This window comes from Paraburkholderia sp. RL17-383-BIF-A, from assembly GCF_046028015.1.
Lineage (GTDB): Bacteria > Pseudomonadota > Gammaproteobacteria > Burkholderiales > Burkholderiaceae > Paraburkholderia.
Window position 1 is genome coordinate 108,275 of sequence record NZ_JARESR010000025.1, and the last position, 16,926, is coordinate 125,200.

General features: G+C 63.3%; 16 protein-coding genes. 5 read left to right on the forward strand and 11 right to left on the reverse strand.

Annotated elements, in window-relative coordinates:
* Positions 1–10 precede the first annotated feature (10 nt).
* The 5 genes from P0D71_RS25285 to P0D71_RS25305 all read right to left on the reverse strand — a co-directional run bounded on the left by P0D71_RS25285 (position 11) and on the right by P0D71_RS25305 (position 5,903).
* Positions 11–643: a HutD/Ves family protein gene (locus tag P0D71_RS25285; RefSeq protein ID WP_408482664.1), complete on the reverse strand. Its 633-nt coding sequence runs from the start codon at positions 641–643 to the stop codon at positions 11–13.
* A gap of 2 nt (positions 644–645) precedes the next feature.
* On the reverse strand, positions 646–2,334 hold the full coding sequence (hutU, locus tag P0D71_RS25290) for a urocanate hydratase (protein ID WP_408186214.1): 1,689 nt from the start codon (positions 2,332–2,334) through the stop codon (positions 646–648).
* 61 nt (positions 2,335–2,395) lie between these two features.
* Positions 2,396–3,091: a histidine utilization transcriptional repressor HutC gene (gene hutC / locus P0D71_RS25295; protein ID WP_091795112.1), complete on the reverse strand. Its 696-nt coding sequence runs from the start codon at positions 3,089–3,091 to the stop codon at positions 2,396–2,398.
* A gap of 24 nt (positions 3,092–3,115) precedes the next feature.
* Complete coding sequence (hutH, locus tag P0D71_RS25300; RefSeq protein WP_408482666.1) at positions 3,116–4,639, reverse strand: histidine ammonia-lyase; 1,524 nt, start codon at positions 4,637–4,639, stop codon at positions 3,116–3,118.
* A gap of 367 nt (positions 4,640–5,006) precedes the next feature.
* Positions 5,007–5,903 carry a LysR substrate-binding domain-containing protein gene (locus tag P0D71_RS25305; protein ID WP_408186215.1) on the reverse strand — a complete coding sequence of 299 codons (897 nt, stop codon included), beginning with the start codon at positions 5,901–5,903 and terminating at the stop codon, positions 5,007–5,009.
* 106 nt (positions 5,904–6,009) lie between these two features.
* On the opposite strand from P0D71_RS25305, the gene P0D71_RS25310 reads away from it, so the two are divergent.
* Together P0D71_RS25310 and P0D71_RS25315 are read left to right on the forward strand one after the other, a co-directional pair.
* Complete coding sequence (locus P0D71_RS25310; RefSeq protein ID WP_408482668.1) at positions 6,010–6,933, forward strand: NAD-dependent epimerase/dehydratase family protein; 924 nt, start codon at positions 6,010–6,012, stop codon at positions 6,931–6,933.
* 109 nt (positions 6,934–7,042) lie between these two features.
* The gene (locus P0D71_RS25315; RefSeq protein WP_091795123.1) at positions 7,043–7,225 is read left to right on the forward strand and encodes a hypothetical protein; all 183 of its coding nucleotides are present in this window, start codon (positions 7,043–7,045) and stop codon (positions 7,223–7,225) included.
* Positions 7,226–7,310: 85 nt separating this feature from the next.
* On the opposite strand, the gene P0D71_RS25320 is transcribed toward P0D71_RS25315, so the two are convergent.
* Positions 7,311–8,666, reverse strand: coding sequence for an APC family permease (locus P0D71_RS25320; protein WP_408482670.1), 1,356 nt, complete (start codon positions 8,664–8,666; stop codon positions 7,311–7,313).
* A gap of 195 nt (positions 8,667–8,861) precedes the next feature.
* Positions 8,862–9,698 carry a carbon-nitrogen hydrolase family protein gene (locus P0D71_RS25325; protein ID WP_408482672.1) on the reverse strand — a complete coding sequence of 279 codons (837 nt, stop codon included), beginning with the start codon at positions 9,696–9,698 and terminating at the stop codon, positions 8,862–8,864.
* Between the two features lie 289 nt (positions 9,699–9,987).
* Between P0D71_RS25325 and P0D71_RS25330 the strand changes: the two genes are divergently transcribed.
* The gene (locus tag P0D71_RS25330) at positions 9,988–10,833 is read left to right on the forward strand and encodes a helix-turn-helix transcriptional regulator (protein WP_408482674.1); all 846 of its coding nucleotides are present in this window, start codon (positions 9,988–9,990) and stop codon (positions 10,831–10,833) included.
* A gap of 53 nt (positions 10,834–10,886) precedes the next feature.
* On the opposite strand, the gene P0D71_RS25335 is transcribed toward P0D71_RS25330, so the two are convergent.
* The 4 genes from P0D71_RS25335 to P0D71_RS25350 all read right to left on the reverse strand — a co-directional run bounded on the left by P0D71_RS25335 (position 10,887) and on the right by P0D71_RS25350 (position 14,124).
* Positions 10,887–11,624 carry a DUF899 domain-containing protein gene (locus P0D71_RS25335; RefSeq protein WP_408482676.1) on the reverse strand — a complete coding sequence of 246 codons (738 nt, stop codon included), beginning with the start codon at positions 11,622–11,624 and terminating at the stop codon, positions 10,887–10,889.
* An 86-nt stretch (positions 11,625–11,710) separates the two neighbouring features.
* Entirely contained in the window at positions 11,711–12,049 is a 339-nt protein-coding gene (locus P0D71_RS25340) for an SRPBCC family protein (protein WP_408186220.1), read from the reverse strand.
* On the reverse strand, positions 12,046–12,528 hold the full coding sequence (locus tag P0D71_RS25345) for an ArsR/SmtB family transcription factor (RefSeq protein ID WP_408296908.1): 483 nt from the start codon (positions 12,526–12,528) through the stop codon (positions 12,046–12,048). The genes P0D71_RS25340 and P0D71_RS25345 overlap by 4 nt, the downstream gene beginning before the upstream one ends.
* A gap of 213 nt (positions 12,529–12,741) precedes the next feature.
* Entirely contained in the window at positions 12,742–14,124 is a 1,383-nt protein-coding gene (locus P0D71_RS25350) for an NCS2 family permease (RefSeq protein WP_408296906.1), read from the reverse strand.
* A gap of 463 nt (positions 14,125–14,587) precedes the next feature.
* On the opposite strand from P0D71_RS25350, the gene P0D71_RS25355 reads away from it, so the two are divergent.
* Positions 14,588–15,577 carry a PRC-barrel domain-containing protein gene (locus tag P0D71_RS25355; protein ID WP_091795146.1) on the forward strand — a complete coding sequence of 330 codons (990 nt, stop codon included), beginning with the start codon at positions 14,588–14,590 and terminating at the stop codon, positions 15,575–15,577.
* The gene (locus tag P0D71_RS25360; protein ID WP_091795149.1) at positions 15,574–16,827 is read left to right on the forward strand and encodes an MFS transporter; all 1,254 of its coding nucleotides are present in this window, start codon (positions 15,574–15,576) and stop codon (positions 16,825–16,827) included. The genes P0D71_RS25355 and P0D71_RS25360 overlap by 4 nt, the downstream gene beginning before the upstream one ends.
* The last annotated feature ends 99 nt before the right edge of the window (positions 16,828–16,926 follow it).

The following is a 16,926-nucleotide window of genomic DNA, read 5'->3' on the forward strand; positions in this document are numbered from 1 at the left end:
CGAATCGTCGTCAGCCTTGTGCGTAGCGGATACTGATGGCGAGCAAGGCGCCCTCGCCTTCTACCACGCATGACAGCGCGTTCGGTGTGTCGATACGCAGCGTGTCGCCCGCTTCGAGCGATAGCGGTTGCGCGGCGCCCGGCGCGACCCGCACGGCGCCTTGCGCGCAGTACAGCAGGACCACGTCGGCACAAAGCGTGCGCCGCGCTGCGCCGCGCCATACTTCCACCTCACCCTGCGCCGCATCGCGACGCACCATCAGGTTGAAGTCGCGCGTCGCGCCGTCGACAAGGCGCGCGTCGATGTGCGCCTCGCCGGCGAAGCGCGCCATGTCGAGCGCTTGCGTCAACGCGTGTGTCTTCTCGCCGCCGGCTTCGTCGAGCAGCATGCCCGCACCGGACAACAACACGAGCGTGCGATCGATACCGGCAAAGCGCGAGAACGGCCCGGCTTGCGCGACATCGGCAACGCTCACCCGCCACACGAACGCGTCGAGCCCCGCGCCTTCTGGAAAAGCCGCCACTTCGCGGGCGACGCCGCCGCCGTTCTTCCACGGCGCCGCCACGAGGTCGGCGCCGCGAATCAGCGTGAGGGTAGCCCCGCTGCCGATTGGCGTGCCATGAAGCGTGCCGTGAAGCGTCACGATCAGCGGCCCAGCATCGGCAGATTGAGACCGGCCTCGCGCGCCGTTTCCTGCGCGAGTTCATAGCCCGCATCCGCGTGACGCATCACGCCGGTTGCCGGATCGTTGAACAGCACGCGGCCGAGGCGCTCTTTCGCGGCATCCGTGCCGTCCGCGACGATCACGACGCCCGAATGCTGGCTAAAGCCCATGCCCACGCCGCCGCCGTGATGCAGCGACACCCACGAGGCGCCGCCTGCGGTGTTCAGCAGCGCGTTGAGCAGCGGCCAGTCGCTGACCGCGTCCGAACCGTCCTTCATCGATTCGGTTTCGCGATTCGGGCTTGCCACCGAACCGGTGTCGAGGTGATCACGGCCGATCACGATAGGCGCCTTCAGTTCGCCGTTCCTGACCATTTCGTTGAACGCCTGGCCCAGGCGATAGCGGTCCTTCACGCCAACCCAGCAGATTCGCGCCGGCAAGCCCTGGAACGCGATACGTTCACGCGCCATGTCGAGCCAGTTGTGCAGATGCGGATCGTCGGGAATCAATTCCTTGACCTTGGCATCGGTCTTGTAGATATCCTCGGGATCGCCCGACAGCGCGACCCAGCGGAACGGCCCCTTGCCTTCGCAGAACAGCGGCCGGATATACGCCGGCACGAAGCCCGGGAAATCGAAGGCGTTTTCCACACCCATTTCCAGCGCCATCTGACGGATGTTGTTGCCGTAGTCGAGCGTGGCGGCGCCGCGTTCCTGCAGCGTCAGCATGGCTTGCACCTGTTTGGCCATCGACTGCTTGGCCGGCAGGATGATGCTGTCCGGCGCGGTCTTCATCCGCTCACGCCAGTCTTCAACGCTCCAGCCTTGCGGCAGGTAGCCGTGAATCGGATCGTGCGCGCTAGTCTGGTCGGTCACGCAATCCGGCGTGATGCCGCGCGTCACGCACTCGGCGAAGACGTCGGCGGCATTGCCCAGCAGGCCGATCGACACCGGCTTGCCGGCCTGCTTCGCTTCGTCGAGCATGGCGAGCGCTTCGTCGAGCGTCTTCGCCTTTTTATCGACGTAGCGCGTCTTCAGACGGAAGTCGATGCGCGTCTCGTCGCATTCCACCGCGATCATCGAAAAACCGGCCATGGTGGCCGCGAGCGGCTGCGCGCCGCCCATGCCGCCCAGACCGCCGGTCAGAATCCAGCGGCCCTTCGGCTCGCCGTTGAAGTGCTGGTTCGCTACCGAGAAGAACGTCTCGTAGGTGCCCTGCACGATGCCCTGGCTGCCGATGTAAATCCAGCTGCCCGCCGTCATCTGGCCATACATCATCAGGCCCTTGCGATCGAGTTCGTGGAAGTGTTCCCACGTCGCCCAATGCGGCACCAGATTCGAATTCGCCAGCAGCACGCGCGGCGCGTCGGCATGCGTGCGGAACACGCCGACCGGCTTGCCCGATTGAATCAGCAGCGTTTCGTTTTCTTCCAGATCCTTCAGCGACTTGAGAATCTGATCGAAGCAATCCCAGTTGCGCGCGGCACGGCCGATCCCGCCGTACACGACGAGCGCATGCGGATGCTCGGCGACTTCCGGGTCCAGATTGTTCTGGATCATCCGGTACGCGGCTTCCGCGATCCAGGTCTTGCAGGTCTTTTCCGCGCCGCGCGGTGCGCGGATCGTGCGGGTGGGATCAAGACGCGGATCGATGTGTTTCGGGTTGTTCATGATGGCCCTCGGAATGCTTGTAGATAGTCGAAAAAGAATCGGATTCGGAAATGACAGCGTGTTAGAAGTGTCCGGTGAAGCGATAACGGCTGCCGGGATGCCAGAGATTGGCGATCGAAGCGACCTGGCTTTGCGACCATGTGCGCCGATGCAGCACGAGGCACGGTTCGAGTTCGTCCATGGTCAGCAACTCGCGCGTATCGCCGTCAGCGGCGAGCGCTTCGATGCGATACTCGACGCGCTGCAACGGCGCCACGCGCACGAGATATTGGTTCGGCGTGGTGTTCGTAAAGTCCTGCAACGCGTATTCGGGCGCAACCGCCGGATTGACCCAACGCTCTTCGAGCTGCACCGGCTCGTCGTTTTCAAAATGCAGCACGCGCGAATGAAACACCGGGCTGCCCGCGCTCACCTGCATTTCCTCGGCGAGCGCTTCGTCGGCGATACTCGCGCCGATGTGCAGCACGTTCGCCTGATAGCGATGACCGCGCGCGACGATTTCGTCGGAAATGCTGCGGATCGCCACCAGTGTCGATTCGTACTTGGGACGGGCCACGAAGGTGCCCGAACCTTGCACACGCGTGAGCACCTGCTCCGAAGTCAACTCGCGCAATGCGCGGTTGACCGTCATGCGCGCAACGTTGAATTCGCGCGCCAACTCGTTTTCGGAGGGCACCTGGTCGCCTTCGGCCCATTCGCCCGCATGGATGCGCGCGAGGATGAAGTCCTTGATGCCCTGATAGGCCGGTGCGTTCATTGGCTTGATATGCGTGCTTGAGACTTACTGTTCGGACACGAACGAGAACGGGCTCAGCTTCGCGATCGTGCCGTTCTGCACGAGACGCGTGACCGCCGCGATATCCGGTGCGAAGTAGTGGTCGAGCTCGTAATGCGCGACGTCCTTGCGCACTGCGTCCATCGCCTTCTGCAGGCTCGGGCTGGTCTTGTGCGGCGCGCGCAGATCGACACCTTGCGCGGCGGCGAGCAACTCGATCGACAGAATGTTCGCGGTGTTTTCAGCAATGTCGCCCAGCTTGCGCGCGGCGAACGTTGCCATCGACACGTGGTCTTCCTGATTCGCCGACGTGGGCAGCGAGTCGACCGATGCCGGATGCGCGAGCGTCTTGTTTTCCGAGGCGAGCGCGGCAGCCGTGACGTGAGCGATCATGAAGCCCGAATTCACGCCACCGTCGCGCACGAGGAACGGCGGCAGGCCCGACAGCGTCGCGTCGATCAGCAGCGCGATGCGGCGTTCGGCGAGTGCGCCGATTTCAGCGGCGGCGAGCGCGAGGTTGTCGGCCGCGAAGGCAACCGGCTCCGCGTGGAAGTTACCGCCCGACAGCACTTCGCCGGTGTCGGGGAAAATCAGCGGATTGTCGGAGACGGCGTTCGCTTCGAGCAGCAGCACGTTGGCGGCGTGGCGCATCTGATCCAGACACGCGCCCATGACTTGCGGCTGGCAGCGCAGGCTGTACGGGTCCTGCACCTTGTCGCAATCGGCGTGCGAGACGTTGATGCCCGAGCCTTGCAACAGCGAGCGGTATGCCTCGGCCGCGTCGATCTGGCCTTGATGGCCGCGCAGTTCGTGAATGCGCGCGTCGAACGGCTTGACCGAACCCATGGCCGCATCCACCGACAACGCGCCCGACACCAGCGCGGTGCGGTACAGGTCTTCAATGGCGAACATGTTATAGAGCGCGAGCGCGGTCGAAGCCTGCGTGCCGTTCAGCAGCGCCAGACCTTCCTTGGCTTGCAGCGTGAGCGGCTTGAGGCCGACGAGCGCGAGACCTTCGGTGGCCGCCATGCGCTCGCCCTTCGCGAACACTTCGCCGACGCCGAGCAGCACCGCCGACATATGCGCGAGCGGCGCGAGGTCGCCCGATGCGCCGACCGAACCCTTGACCGGAATCACCGGCAGCACGTCGGCGTTGTACAGCGTGATCAGCGCTTCCATCACTTCACGGCGAATGCCCGAATGGCCGCGGCCGAGGCTCGAGAGCTTCAGCGCGATCAGCAGACGCACGACCGGACGCCACATCGGCTCACCCACGCCAACCGCGTGCGAGAGCACCAGATTGCGCTGCAGCAGTTCGAGCTGGTCGTGCGGAATATGCGTGCTGGCGAGGCGCCCAAAACCCGTGTTGATGCCGTAGGCCGGCTCGCCCTTCGCGGCGATGTCGGCAACGGCTTGCGCGCAGGCGTCGATCGCGGCATGGCTGGCGGGATCGAGTTGCAGCGCGACGTGTTCGCGTGCGATCTGGCGCAGTTGCGGGAGGGTCAGGTGGCCGGGCTTCAGATTCATCATGGTTGTCGTCCTGTCTATACAATTTGAAAGAAGTCTAGCGGCGTCGGCTTGTATATACAACTTGTTTTTGGAGGTTTCGGCCCAGGGGTTTCCATTAGGGCGAGATGCAGGCTTGGCTTGGATCTTGCCTTTACGATGTCTTCAATTGACCACCCGATGTGTAGCGCCTCTCCGCTTCCAAGATCTCAACTTGTATATACACGTTCAAAAAGCGAGGCGCGAGGCGGACAAAAAGATTCCGGCCTCGACCGGCGACGACTCCGCGGCCATAAGAGCGTTATAGGCGAGGCGGCTCGCGGCGTAAAAAAGCCCGCGGACTCTGGCAAGCCGCGGGCTTCGTATCAGGCGGATGAAGGGAATAACGCGGCTAAAGCTTCACGCGCGCCGCGATAAAGTCCAGAAAGCACTGCACGCGCCCCGCCAGCGACGCGCTCTGGTAATACACCGCACTCACCCGCTGCCGCTCGTCGGCGAGCACGTTGCCGAGAATCGGTACGAGACGCTTCTCGCGCACGTCGGCGGCACTCATGAAGTCGGCCAGACAGGCGATGCCCCATCCCGTCAGCGCCAGTTGCCGCAGTGTCTCGCCACTCGACGCGGTGATCGCCGGTTCGATCTTCAGCGTTTCGGAGCCGCCCTTGCGCCCTTCCCGCAACGGCCAGCGATTCAGATGCTCCGGTGCCGTGAAGCCGATCAGCCGATGTTCCCGCAAGGCTTCCACCGATCTGGGTTCGCCATATTCGGCCAGATACGCCGGGCTCGCGAGCACCCGCAGCTTGCTGGTCCCCAACGCACGCGCATGCAAGGTCGAATCCTGCAACTCGCCGATGCGGATCGCGATATCCACCTTCTGCTCCAGCAGATCCACGATCCGTTCGTTGCTGGTCAATTCCAGCCTGATTTCCGGATACAGGGCCGAAAACGCCGTCATATGCGGCGCCACGCAATGCAGCATGAAGGGCGACGCCGCATCGACACGCAAACGCCCCGAGGGCCGCTCGCGGCCTCGCGTGACGGACTCCTCGGCCTCTTCCATCGCGTGCAGGATGGCCCGGGCGCGCTGCAGGAAAGCTTCGCCCTCTTCGGTGAGCTGCAAACGGCGCGTGGTGCGCCGCACCAGCGCCGTATCGAGCTTCTTCTCCAGGCGCGTGAGCGCGCGGCTCACGCCCGAGACCGTCTGCCCCAGTTTTTCCGCTGCCGCGGTGATCGAGCCGCTGTCGATCACCGTGACGAACACCAGCAACTCGTCGGTCGAAGTTTTCATTGTTGATTTCAAATCAAGTTTGATTTGAGACTAACACGCTTTTTGCGAGAATCAAGTCGGTGGATACTGCCTGCATGTCATCGTGTTTCTCAACAAGGAGAACGACTTGAAGATTTTCATCACTGGTGCAAGCGGTTTTATCGGCGGGTCCATTGCAGCGCATCTTGCGCGCGCCGGCCACTCCGTCCGCGGTCTGATCCGCAACCCCGAACAGCGCGCCGAGCTGCAACGTCTGGGTATCAAACCCGTCATCGGTACGCTCGACGACAGCGCGTTGCTGATCGCCGAAGCAAAAGCCGCCGACGCCGTCATCAATGCCGCGAGCAGCGACCATGAAGGCGCCGTGAAAGCGCTGATCGAAGGACTCGCCGGGTCCGGCAAAACGTTCCTGCACACGAGCGGTTCGAGCATTGTCGGCGATGCGTCCGGCGGCGAAGCGGGTCAGGCGCGCATCTATCACGAAGACGCGCTGCCCACGCCGACCGCCGACAAGGCCGCGCGCGTGGCCATCGATCAACTCGTGCTCGACGCCGCGCAGCAGAACATCCGTTCGGCCGTGCTGTGCAACACGCTGATCTACGGCCACGGTGCGGTGTCCGGCAGCGCGAGCGTGCAATTGCCGCGCCTCGTACGTCAAACGCTGAAGAGCGGCGTGGTGCGCCACGTGGGCAGCGGCGGCAATATCTGGTCGAACGTGCATATCGACGACGTCGCCGAACTGTATCGGCTCGCTCTCGAGAAAACGCCCGCGGGCACGTTCTACTTTGTCGAAAGCGGCGAGGCATCGTTCCGCGACATGAGCGCCGCGATTGCGCGCACGATGGAGCTCGGCGAACCGCAAGACTGGCCGCTCGAAGAAGCGCAAAAGGAATGGGGCTACGAAATGGCCTCGTATGGCCTCGGCTCGAACAGCCGCGTGCGCGGTGAGCGCGCCCGCAAGCTGCTTGGCTGGCAACCGAAGAGAGCTTCCGTGATCGACTGGATCGAGCACGACATGATGTCCGCGAAGAAGGCTTCTACCGCGGCGTAATCCATGTAAGCGCCGCCGTTGCGAATCCGTAAGCTCAACTCGATAGAATCGCGCTCACCTGATCGCGCGGCTCGACAAACCGAGTCGCGCATGAGCCCGGATTTGATCGATGACTATGGCGCTGAATTTCGATTGGCTGACCAATCTGCTGGCGATTCTTTTCGTCGTGGCGTGTCTCTACGATGCACGCTACGACGAATACGGCACGTTGACGCTGTCGGCGGCCGCGATGGGGCTCGTCGTGATGGCGATCGAAGTTTTCCTCAAGCCCGCTTTCGACATGTCGCTTTGAAGCGACAGCGCTTCGCATGCGAGCCCGCGCATCGCGACGTCACACCTGTCGCGGTTGCGCGCACAACGAGCGCGCAACCGTTTCATCACACCGCGACTTCCGGCGGCGCCTGGCGAAAGCAGCGCGTAATCCAGCCGAGATAGCACAAGCCCAACACGAACCACACCGCGCCTAGCACCAGCGCCGTCTTCTCGAGACTCACCAGCAGCCACACGTCGGCGAGCGCGCCGGCCAACGGCAACAGCAGCCCGCCGATCACGCCTATCGCGTTCGCACTGCCCCGCGCGTTGAAGAACTGACGGATCACGCACAGATTGACGGCCGTGAACGCAAGGAACGCACCGAAATTGATGAACGAAGTCGAAGTCGCCACATCGAGCTTCAAGGCGACGAGACCGACAGCGCCCGCAATCGCAATGTTCAGCGCCGGCGTCTTGAACTTCGGATGCACGAAACCGAAGATGCGTTTGGGCAGCACTTCGTCACGGCCCATTGCATACAACAGACGTCCCACGCTCGCCTGCGCCGAGATGCCCGAGGCAAACTGCGCGAGAATCAGGCCCGCCAGAAACACCGTGACGAATATATCGCCACCCACTTTGCGCGCGACTTCGAAAGCCGCCGAATCCGGATCCTTGAACACCGCGCCCGGATGCGCGAGCTGCACGGTATAGGCCGCGATCACGAAGATCGCGCCGCCGATCAGCGCAATCAGCACGATGGCGCGCGGCATGGTCTTTTCGGGGGCGATGGTTTCTTCAGTCAGCGTCGAGACCGCGTCGAAGCCGAGATACGAATACGCGGCGATCGCCGCGCCCGCCATCGTCGCCGAGAACGGCACGTGTGGTTTGAAGAACGGCTCGGCCGACACGAGACCGCCGGGTCCGGCGGCCGCCATCACATAGTGGCAGCACAGCACGACGAACAACGCGACGATCGCCAGTTGCACCACCATCAGCACGATGTTGAAACGGTTCGCGAGTTCGATGCCGAGAATGTTCAACGCACTGGTCAGCACGATAAACGCGACGATCCAGATCCACGCCGGCACGTGCGGGAACGCGGCGCTCAGATACGCTGCGCCGATCAGCCAGATCACCATCGGCAGGAAGAAATAATCGAGCAAGGTGGCCCAGCCGATCATGAAGCCGAGATGCGGGTTGAAGGTCTTGCGCGTGTACGTGTAGGCCGAACCGGCCACCGGAAAGAGCCGCGCCAGTTTGCCGTAACTGAGCGCGGTGAACACGATCGCGATCAGCGCGATCAGATAGGCGAGCGCCGCGGTATCGTGGCTCGCGCTCGCCAGCACGCCATAGGTGCCGTAGACGATCAGCGGCGCCATGTAAGCCAGACCGAATAGCAGGACCGACGGCAGGCCGAGTGTGCGCTTCAGGTGCGCGCTGCGTGGGGCCGCGGGTTCGGCGGCGGATGATGAAGTCATACGGTGTCTCCTCTTGCGAATGGGCGAGCATCGTCCCGGGCGCGGCATGGCACGCGCCCCGGTCGAGCCGGGTCGATCGGACTTGCTGGCGGCGCGCGATTCACGCCGATGGTCTTTGCCTGATGCGCCGGGCAGGTCCGCACCGCCGTTCAGGCGGCATGCCGGCCCGGTCGCGTGTCGGCCTGAACGTTCGCTTCAGCGCGCGCGAATCACGCGCGCACGTTGGCCGTGCGCGCCGTCTTCGGTAGCGAGATCGAGCGCAATACGCGCGTCGTGCAGGTAACGATAATGTTCGCGAGCGCCTTCGAGGCGCTCGCGCTCGAGCGTTGCGCGCAGCACGGTTTCCTGCTGGCCCGCGTCGCACACCACGTCGCCGAATGGATCGATCAATGCTGACTCGCCGGGAAACGTGAGGTTGTCGTCGCCGGAACCGATGCGATTGACTAGCGCGGCGAACATCTGGTTTTCCATGGCGCGCGCCACGATCGCCCGGCGGTGCACCGGCCCGAACGGGTCCATGTTGCCGTTGGTCACGACCAGCAGATCGGCGCCCAGCGACGCAACCGCGCGTGCCGTTTCGGGAAATTCAATGTCGTAGCAGATCAGCAGACCGACCGTCATGCCTTTGAAGCTGCACACTTCGAAACGGTCGCCCGGTTCGAACACGCCGACGTCCGACGCCCAAAGGTGGGTCTTGCGATAACGCAGCGCGATCTCGCCGCGTTCGTCGATCAACACGGTGGTGTTGAAAAAGCGGCTGCCGTCGCGCTCGGCGAGGCCCACCGCAACCGCCACGCGCGCTTCGCGCGCCGCGTCGCGCACGGCGCTCAACGAGGGGCCGTCGATCGGTTCTGCCACTTCGGCAACGTTATGCCGCGTCGGAAAGCCCGACAGCGTGGTTTCGGGAAACACGATCAGATCGGTTTCGGCCGAACGTTGGCCGATGATTTGCAGCACGCGTTGTACATTCGCGCCGCCGACACCTACCGCGCCATCCACGACGGGAATTTGCGCCAGTTCGAGTTGAAGCATTCTGTCTCCTGTCGACCAGAGTTAGCGCTTTAGCGCTTACTCTGGTCCCATGCACAGCGGTCGACCAGAGTTAGTGCTTTAGCTGTCGACCAGAGTTGGCGCTTTAGCGCTTACTCTGGTCCCATGCACAGCTCTTACTCTGGTCCCATGCAATATTGCTATCCATCCCGATTACCTTCGCGTTGAATGACAGCCGTTCTCGACCACCCCGCGATCAGGTTGGGCCTATTATTACCAGACATATTTTTGTCCGTAATTACCCTGCTGGGTTACCCTCATCGGAGCACGCATGGAACTCGAATGGCGCGATCTGGCCTTTCATCGCGAGATCGGCGCGGTTATCGAAGCCCTCGATAGCACGCAATTCTGGACTCGCCTCACGCGCGCGCTCGAACGTTATGTCGCCTTCGACAATTGGGTCGCATTGCGCTTCACAGCGGGCGAGGCGCCGCTCGTGTGCGCCGAATCGCCGATGCCGGACGGCACCGTCGACACGATGTTCCAGGACTATCTGGCCGCGCTCTATCAACTCGATCCGTTTTATATCGCCGCCACCGAGAAACCCGCATCGGGCTTCGTCACGCTGGCCGATGTCGCACCGGACAACTTCTCGATGACCGATTACTACCAGCGGTACTTCAGAAAGAATATCGTCGGCGACGAGGTGCACTTCAACTACATGATCGACGCGCAACACACCCTAGCCTTTTCGCTCGGCGCGACGCATCGTTATGCCGAGCGCGATCTGGCCGTGCTCGCGCTGTGCGCGCCGTGGGTGATCGCGCTGCTGCGGCAACGCTTGCCCTACGAGGCATTCGACGCTGCGCAGCCAGCCTCCAACGAAGCAGTCGCCGAGACGTTCACGGAATCGCTCGCCGCCACCGACGCCCCCGCCTACGCGGCGCGCTTCGAGCAGGTCGCGTCGGCGGGCGGTCGCGCCTCACTCACCGCGCGCGAAGTAGAAGTGGCGATGCTGACCTTGAGCGGATTTTCGACGCGCGCCATCGCGGAGAAACTGGCGATCTCGTTCGAGACCGTGCGCGCGCACAAGAAACACATCTATACGAAACTGAACGTCAATTCACAGTCGGAACTGTTCGCGCTGTTCTATGAAGCGGGGCGCCAGGGCGTATAACGCCCCGCTCCTTTCTCGCAAGGTTGCGCTAGCGCTGCATTCTCCGCGCTCTATCAGGAACCGCACGCAGCGCAGCCGCCTTGCGCCTTTTCTTCATAGCGGTCGTGATGCCTGACCCAGTCGGTCAGATTGCTGTCTTCATTGCGACCCTTCGGCGTGACGTCGAGATGCGCATAGGTATTGATGAAGCGTTCGTCACCGCGCCCATAGCAGGAATACGTGTGATACACGTCGCCGTTCTCGTCCTTGTAGAAGACACTGTGGCCGTGTTGTTCGTCGATGCCGACATCGTCCTCGGTGAAGTTGTAGAACGCTTTCTTGCTCGCCAACTCTTCCGGCGTGAACGACACGTGATAATCGAAATTGAAATCACTGCCGTTCGAGGACACCCAGGCGAAGGTCCAGCCCATGCGTTTCCTGAAGCTCTCGATCTTCGCGAGCGGCGCACGCGACACCGTCACGTAAGACACATCGTGATGTTCGAGATGCGTGACGATCCCTGTCATGTGATCCGACAGGAACGAGCAGCCGACGCAGCCCTCCTCCCAATCCGGGCCCAGCATGAAGTGATAGACGATCAACTGGCTGCGCCCGTCGAACAGATCGGTCAGCGTCTTGCGGCCTTGCGGCGTATCGAAGGTGTAGGTCTTGTCGATCCTGACCCACGGCAGCGCGCGGCGTTTGCGAGCGAGTTCGTCGCCGGCGCGCATGTGCGCTTTTTCTTCGGCCAGCAATGCCCGGCTGGCAGCCAGCCATTCCTCCTTCGAGCCAATACGGTGTTGCGGTTCCATCTGCGTCTCCTTTGCCTGCATCGTGCAGGTCAAACAGCACACCCCGAAGGAATTCCCCGTGGGGACTTTGGGGACATGCAAACCACTCAGGCCACGTAGCGTTCGAGGGAATCGATCCCGTCTGTCCAGCCGCGACGATGATCTTCGCGCTGAGCTTCGTCGGCAAGACGTTCATGTGTGAGCGTGAGCCACGTGCCGTCACCGTCCGGTTCCAGCAGCAACGTGACCTGCGATTCATGCTCCGGGCTATAGCGCCATACCCACGAGAAAACCAGCTTGCGGTCGGGCACCACCTCGAGATACTGACCGTTGACCTCGACTTCGTTGCCGTCCGGCTTGCGATACACGATCGCGTAACGCCCGTCGACGCGCACATCCAGTTCCGCGCGCACGACGTCCGCGCCGCCCGGATGCATCCACGTCATGAATTGCGCCGGTTCCGTCCACGCGCGGAAGACTTTGGCGGGCGCGGCGTTGAGACGCCGCTGGAGGGTGAGGCTGGGCTGGGCGGACATGGGCTTTGCTCCTCTTCGACGAAAGCGGCCAGACGATCGAGTGATTCGGACCAGAAGCGCTGATAGCGGCCAAGCCACTCCATGGCTTCCTCCATCGGCCCGGCGCACAGGCGGCACGCGACAGTGCGGCCGGTTTTGCTGCGCGTGATGAGACCCGCCTCGGACAGCACGTCGAGGTGTTTCATCACCGCGGGCAAGGAGATCGCAAACGGCTCGGCGAGTTCGCTGACCGACAGATCTTTCGACGACAGACGCGCGAGCAGCGCCCGCCGAGTCGGATCGGACAGCGCGGCAAAGGTGCGATTCAATAACGCTTCATCAAACTTAACCATGAGGTTAACTATAGAAACGAAGCGACGAATGTCAAGGACAGGTACGCGTTTTCGCAAAAGCGCACCGCAAGCGGCGTGGGGAGTACGATAAAAAAGATACGCGGCGCACCGCAGATGAAGCCTGTCGCACGCCGCGTCAAGGTGGAGAACAACCGACTACAGGCTCGAGCAATGCGGCCGGTATCGGGCCACGTTGCTCTCGCTTTCCAGCACAAATTCAATCGCTTGAAGCGCGGCGTCAAGCAACGCCCCGCTCACTGCCTGCCACGGTCAGATCGCCCAGCCGCCGAGATAGAAGCCGACCAGCACGATAGCGATGGCAACCGTGCCCACGTTCAGCTTGCGATACTCGCCGCTGACCACACGGCCGATCACGAGCGTCGCGAAGCCGAGCATGATGCCTGTCACGATGTTGGCGGTCAGCACGATGAACACCGCGCACATCAGGCCCGACATGGAGTCGACCATGTCGTCCATATGCAGCTTGCTGACGTTCGAGAGCATCAGCAGGCCGACGTACATCAGCGCGGGGGCCGTCGCATACGAAGGCACGAGGCCGGCGAGCGGCGAGAAGAACATCACCACGAGGAACAGCAGGCCGACCACCGCGGCCGCCATGCCGGTCTTCGCGCCGGCGGCCACGCCCACCGTCGATTCGATATACGCCGCCGCCGGCGCGCCGCCGAGCAGGCCCGAGAAAATCGAGCTCAGCGAATCGGCCGTCAGCGCGCGGCCACCGTTGATGATGCGGCCGTTTTCATCGAGTTGCCCGGCTTGCCCCGCGACGGCGCGGATCGTGCCCGTCGCGTCGAACACCGCGGTCATCACGAGAGCCAGCACGCTCGGCAGCACTGCCATCGACAACGCGCCCTTGATGTCCATCGCGCCGATCAGCGAGGCGTGACCCGGTGCGCTCAGCGACGGCACGGCGAACACGCCGTGGAACGACACGGCCGGATCGATGGCGAGCGCGATCGCCGAAATCGCCACGATCACGATCAGGATCGAGCCCGGTACGCGGCGGCGCACCAGACCGAAGATGGCCGCAAGTCCCGCCACCGACATGAGCGCCGGCAGCGCCGTGATATTGCCGAGCGACACCGGCAGACCCGCGCCGGGATTCTTCACGACGAGACCCACGTCGTTGGCGGCGATCAGAAGCAGGAACAGGCCGATGCCGATCCCCGTGCCGTGCGCGATGCCTGTGGGCAGATTGCGCAGAATCCATGAACGCACGCCCGTCACCGAGATCGCGGTGAATACGACGCCCATCAGGAAAACCGCGCCGAGCGCGACGTTCGGCTGCAGCCCTTTGCCGAGCACGAGGCCGAACGCGGTGAAGGCCGTCAGCGAAATCGCGCAGCCGATCGCGATCGGCAGACGCGCCCACACGCCCATCAGCAGCGAGCCGAAGGCCGTGGTCAGACACACGGCGACGAACACCGCACTCGTGTCGAAGCCCGCTTTGCCGAACATGCCCGGCACGACGAACACGGAATAGACCATCGCAAGGAAGGTCGTGATACCCGCGACGATTTCCTGACGCTGCGAACTGCCGCGTGAAGAGATTTCGAAATAGCGGTCGAGAAAGCCCTTTCCGTCGAATGATTCGGCGCCGACTTCAGAAATCGGTTGGGCGTGGGGTTCCATCATGATGAGTGCCTCCTTTATCAGCGTGCTGAAACGGCCGTCGATACGGCCGCCATCAGGTTCGTCTCGTTGCGTTGATTTAATGTGGGATGTGATCTTTTTTTGCTGTCTCGAAATGTAGGGCAACACAAATATGTCTCCCATCGCATGATTGGCATGCCCGACATGTCGCGACGCTTATATCGTTCAGGGGACGGCAAACCCGCTTCATAGCCCGCGCGTTTACACCTACGGTCTGTCACAAAGATATGAAAGGGTTTTGAGAGGTTCGACGCGTGTCAATGGACCGCGACCATGCGACCGTGCGAACAATCGGCCCGGTGCGGCATGAACCATGCTTGGGGCAACCTGTCAGACTGCCTGCAAAACCGGAGCCGCCCAACGTCGCGGGTTACACTCTGGCCCGTACCTGTCTTAACTGCGGCGGCCCACGGGCCGTTCGCACCGGCCCATGGAGTCCTTCTTGATGAGCGGCGGTTTTTCGCGTCCTGCCTGGCGTCTCTTGCTTCTTGCTGTGTTCGCGCTATTCGCGCTGTCCGGTTGCAGCAGCTTGCTGTGGGGTCCGCAGCAGGCGCCGATCGTGGACGCCACGGTGATGCCGGTCGAACCCGCGAGCGCGCCGGTGGCCGCCTCCGCGCCCGAACCGGTCGAGACCGAAGCGGCCGAGCCCGAGCAGCCGAGAAAGCCGAAGAAACCGGTCGTCAAGCCGCACAAGGTGGAGCCTCCGCCGCCGGTTGTCACGCCCGCGCCACCGCCCCCCCCGCCCGCGCCGCTGATCGTGCTGCGCACCATCGAGCGCAACGAGGCGCGCGCGCTGCTCGACAGCGAAGTGCAGAAGCCCGACGGCAAAGTGGTCGGCCGCGCGGTCGATCTGATCGCGGACGCCGGCGGCAAGCCGCGCGAAATGGTCGTGAATCTGCAGGGTTTCCTGGGGGTCGGCGACCGCAAGGTGAACTTCCCGTGGGGCGCGTTCCGCTTCACGCCGACTGCGAAAACCGCACCCATCACGCTCAACGCCGCCGCGATTCCGGCGAATGCGGCCAAAGCCGCTGCCGTTTTGCAATTGCCGCTGATCGACGCCACCGTCGAGCGCTCGAACGGCGCCAAGGTCGGCCGCGTGATCGACGTGCTGATCGACGCCAACGCACAGCCGCAGGCGGTCGTGCTCGACGTCAACGGCATGGTCAGCACCGAACGGCGCACGATTGCCGCCAGTTGGTCGGCGCTGCGCTTCGTCACCAAAGACAAGGAACTGCATCCGCTACTCGAGTTGAGCGATGCGCAGATCAACGCGACGCCGCCTTATGCGAGCGACAAACCGATCCGCGCGGTGTCGCCGGCGCCGCCTCCCGCGCCGGCGCCTGCCCCTGCTCCGGCTTCCGCGCCCGCCGCCGTTGCGGCGCCTGCGGCCGCGGCCACGACCACGGCGGTTTCCAACGCACGGGCGGCCCGATGACAGGCCGCACACTGGTAACAGCGCGCAGCTTGCGCGCGCTCGATTGGCTGAATTTTTTCGTCGCCAACGTGCAAACAGGGTTTGGACCGTTCATCGCGTCCTACCTCGCCTCGCATAAGTGGACGCAGGGCGAGATCGGCATGGCGCTTTCGGTGGGCACGATCAGCGCGATGGTGAGCCAGGTGCCTGGCGGCGCCGCCGTCGATGCGTTGCGCAACAAGAAAGGCGCGGCCGCCTGGGCGATTTTCGCGATCATCCTGAGCGCGGTGCTGCTGGCTGTCAGTCCGACGGTGCTGCCGGTGATCGCCGCCGAGGTGTTTCACGGCTTCGCGAGTTGCATGCTGACGCCGGCGCTCGCCGCGATTTCGTTCGCGCTGGTGGGACGGGCGAATCTCGGCGACCGGCTGGGGCGCAATGCGCGCTGGGCGTCGATCGGCAGCGCGGTCGCGGCCGGTCTGATGGGCCTGTTCGGCGAGTACTACTCGCCGCGCGCGGTGTTCTGGCTGACCGCCGCGCTCGCCGTGCCCGCCCTCTTCGCGCTGACGATGATCCAGCGCACCGACACCGTCGAATTACCGAAGGCCGCGCCGACGCCGCAGCAGATCGAACGGCGCGAGAGTCTGCGCGAGTTGCTGCGCGACAAGCGGATGCTGCTGTTCGCGGCGTGCATCGTGCTGTTCCATTTGTCGAATGCGGCGATGCTCAATCTTGCCGCCGGCGAAGTGACGGCCGGCATGGGCGACAACGTGCAACTCGTGATTGCGGCGTGCATCATCGTGCCGCAGGCGATCGTGGCGATCATGTCGCCGTGGGTCGGGCGCTCGGCCGAACGTTGGGGACGTCGGCCGATTCTGCTGCTCGGGTTTTCAGCGCTGCCGATACGGGCGTTGCTGTTTGCCGGAATCAGCAGCCCTTATTTGCTCGTGCCGGTGCAGATGCTCGACGGTTTGAGCGCCGCCGTGTTTGGGGTGATGTTGCCGCTGATTGCCGCCGATGTGGCCGGCGATAAGGGACGCTATAACCTGTGTATCGGATTGTTCGGGTTGGCGGCCGGGATTGGGGCTACGTTGAGTACTACGGCGGCTGGGTTCGTGGCCGATCATTTTGGGAATGCCGTGAGCTTTTTTGGTCTCGCCGCGGCTGGGGCGTTGGCTGTTTTGCTCGTATGGGCGGCCATGCCGGAGACTCGCGAGGCGGCTGCTGATGGGGAGGCGCCGGTGGCGGATGGGGAGAAGTCGGCAGCTCGGTGATGGTGGTGCTTTTTTGCCTGGCGGCGGTTTGTTTTTTTGTTGTGGTTTTTTGGGGTGTTGGCCTTTCCTTGCTTTGTTAGTGGTCTATTGGCGTTGCCC

Bases quoted from the DNA above. Each gene is read 5' to 3' on its own strand.
- hutH (WP_408482666.1), bottom strand. From the start codon at position 4,639: ATGATGAATCTGAAGCCCGGCCACCTGACCCTCCCGCAACTGCGCCAG.
- P0D71_RS25340 (WP_408186220.1), bottom strand. From the start codon at position 12,049: ATGACGTGGATGCATCCGGGCGGCGCGGACGTCGTGCGCGCGGAACTG.
- P0D71_RS25335 (WP_408482676.1), bottom strand. From the start codon at position 11,624: ATGGAACCGCAACACCGTATTGGCTCGAAGGAGGAATGGCTGGCTGCC.
- hutC (WP_091795112.1), bottom strand. From the start codon at position 3,091: ATGAACGCACCGGCCTATCAGGGCATCAAGGACTTCATCCTCGCGCGC.
- P0D71_RS25325 (WP_408482672.1), bottom strand. From the start codon at position 9,698: ATGCTTCAACTCGAACTGGCGCAAATTCCCGTCGTGGATGGCGCGGTA.
- hutU (WP_408186214.1), bottom strand. From the start codon at position 2,334: ATGAACAACCCGAAACACATCGATCCGCGTCTTGATCCCACCCGCACG.
- P0D71_RS25320 (WP_408482670.1), bottom strand. From the start codon at position 8,666: ATGACTTCATCATCCGCCGCCGAACCCGCGGCCCCACGCAGCGCGCAC.
- P0D71_RS25350 (WP_408296906.1), bottom strand. From the start codon at position 14,124: ATGATGGAACCCCACGCCCAACCGATTTCTGAAGTCGGCGCCGAATCA.
- P0D71_RS25330 (WP_408482674.1), top strand. From the start codon at position 9,988: ATGGAACTCGAATGGCGCGATCTGGCCTTTCATCGCGAGATCGGCGCG.
- P0D71_RS25305 (WP_408186215.1), bottom strand. From the start codon at position 5,903: ATGAAAACTTCGACCGACGAGTTGCTGGTGTTCGTCACGGTGATCGAC.
- P0D71_RS25360 (WP_091795149.1), top strand. From the start codon at position 15,574: ATGACAGGCCGCACACTGGTAACAGCGCGCAGCTTGCGCGCGCTCGAT.
- P0D71_RS25355 (WP_091795146.1), top strand. From the start codon at position 14,588: ATGAGCGGCGGTTTTTCGCGTCCTGCCTGGCGTCTCTTGCTTCTTGCT.
- P0D71_RS25315 (WP_091795123.1), top strand. From the start codon at position 7,043: ATGACTATGGCGCTGAATTTCGATTGGCTGACCAATCTGCTGGCGATT.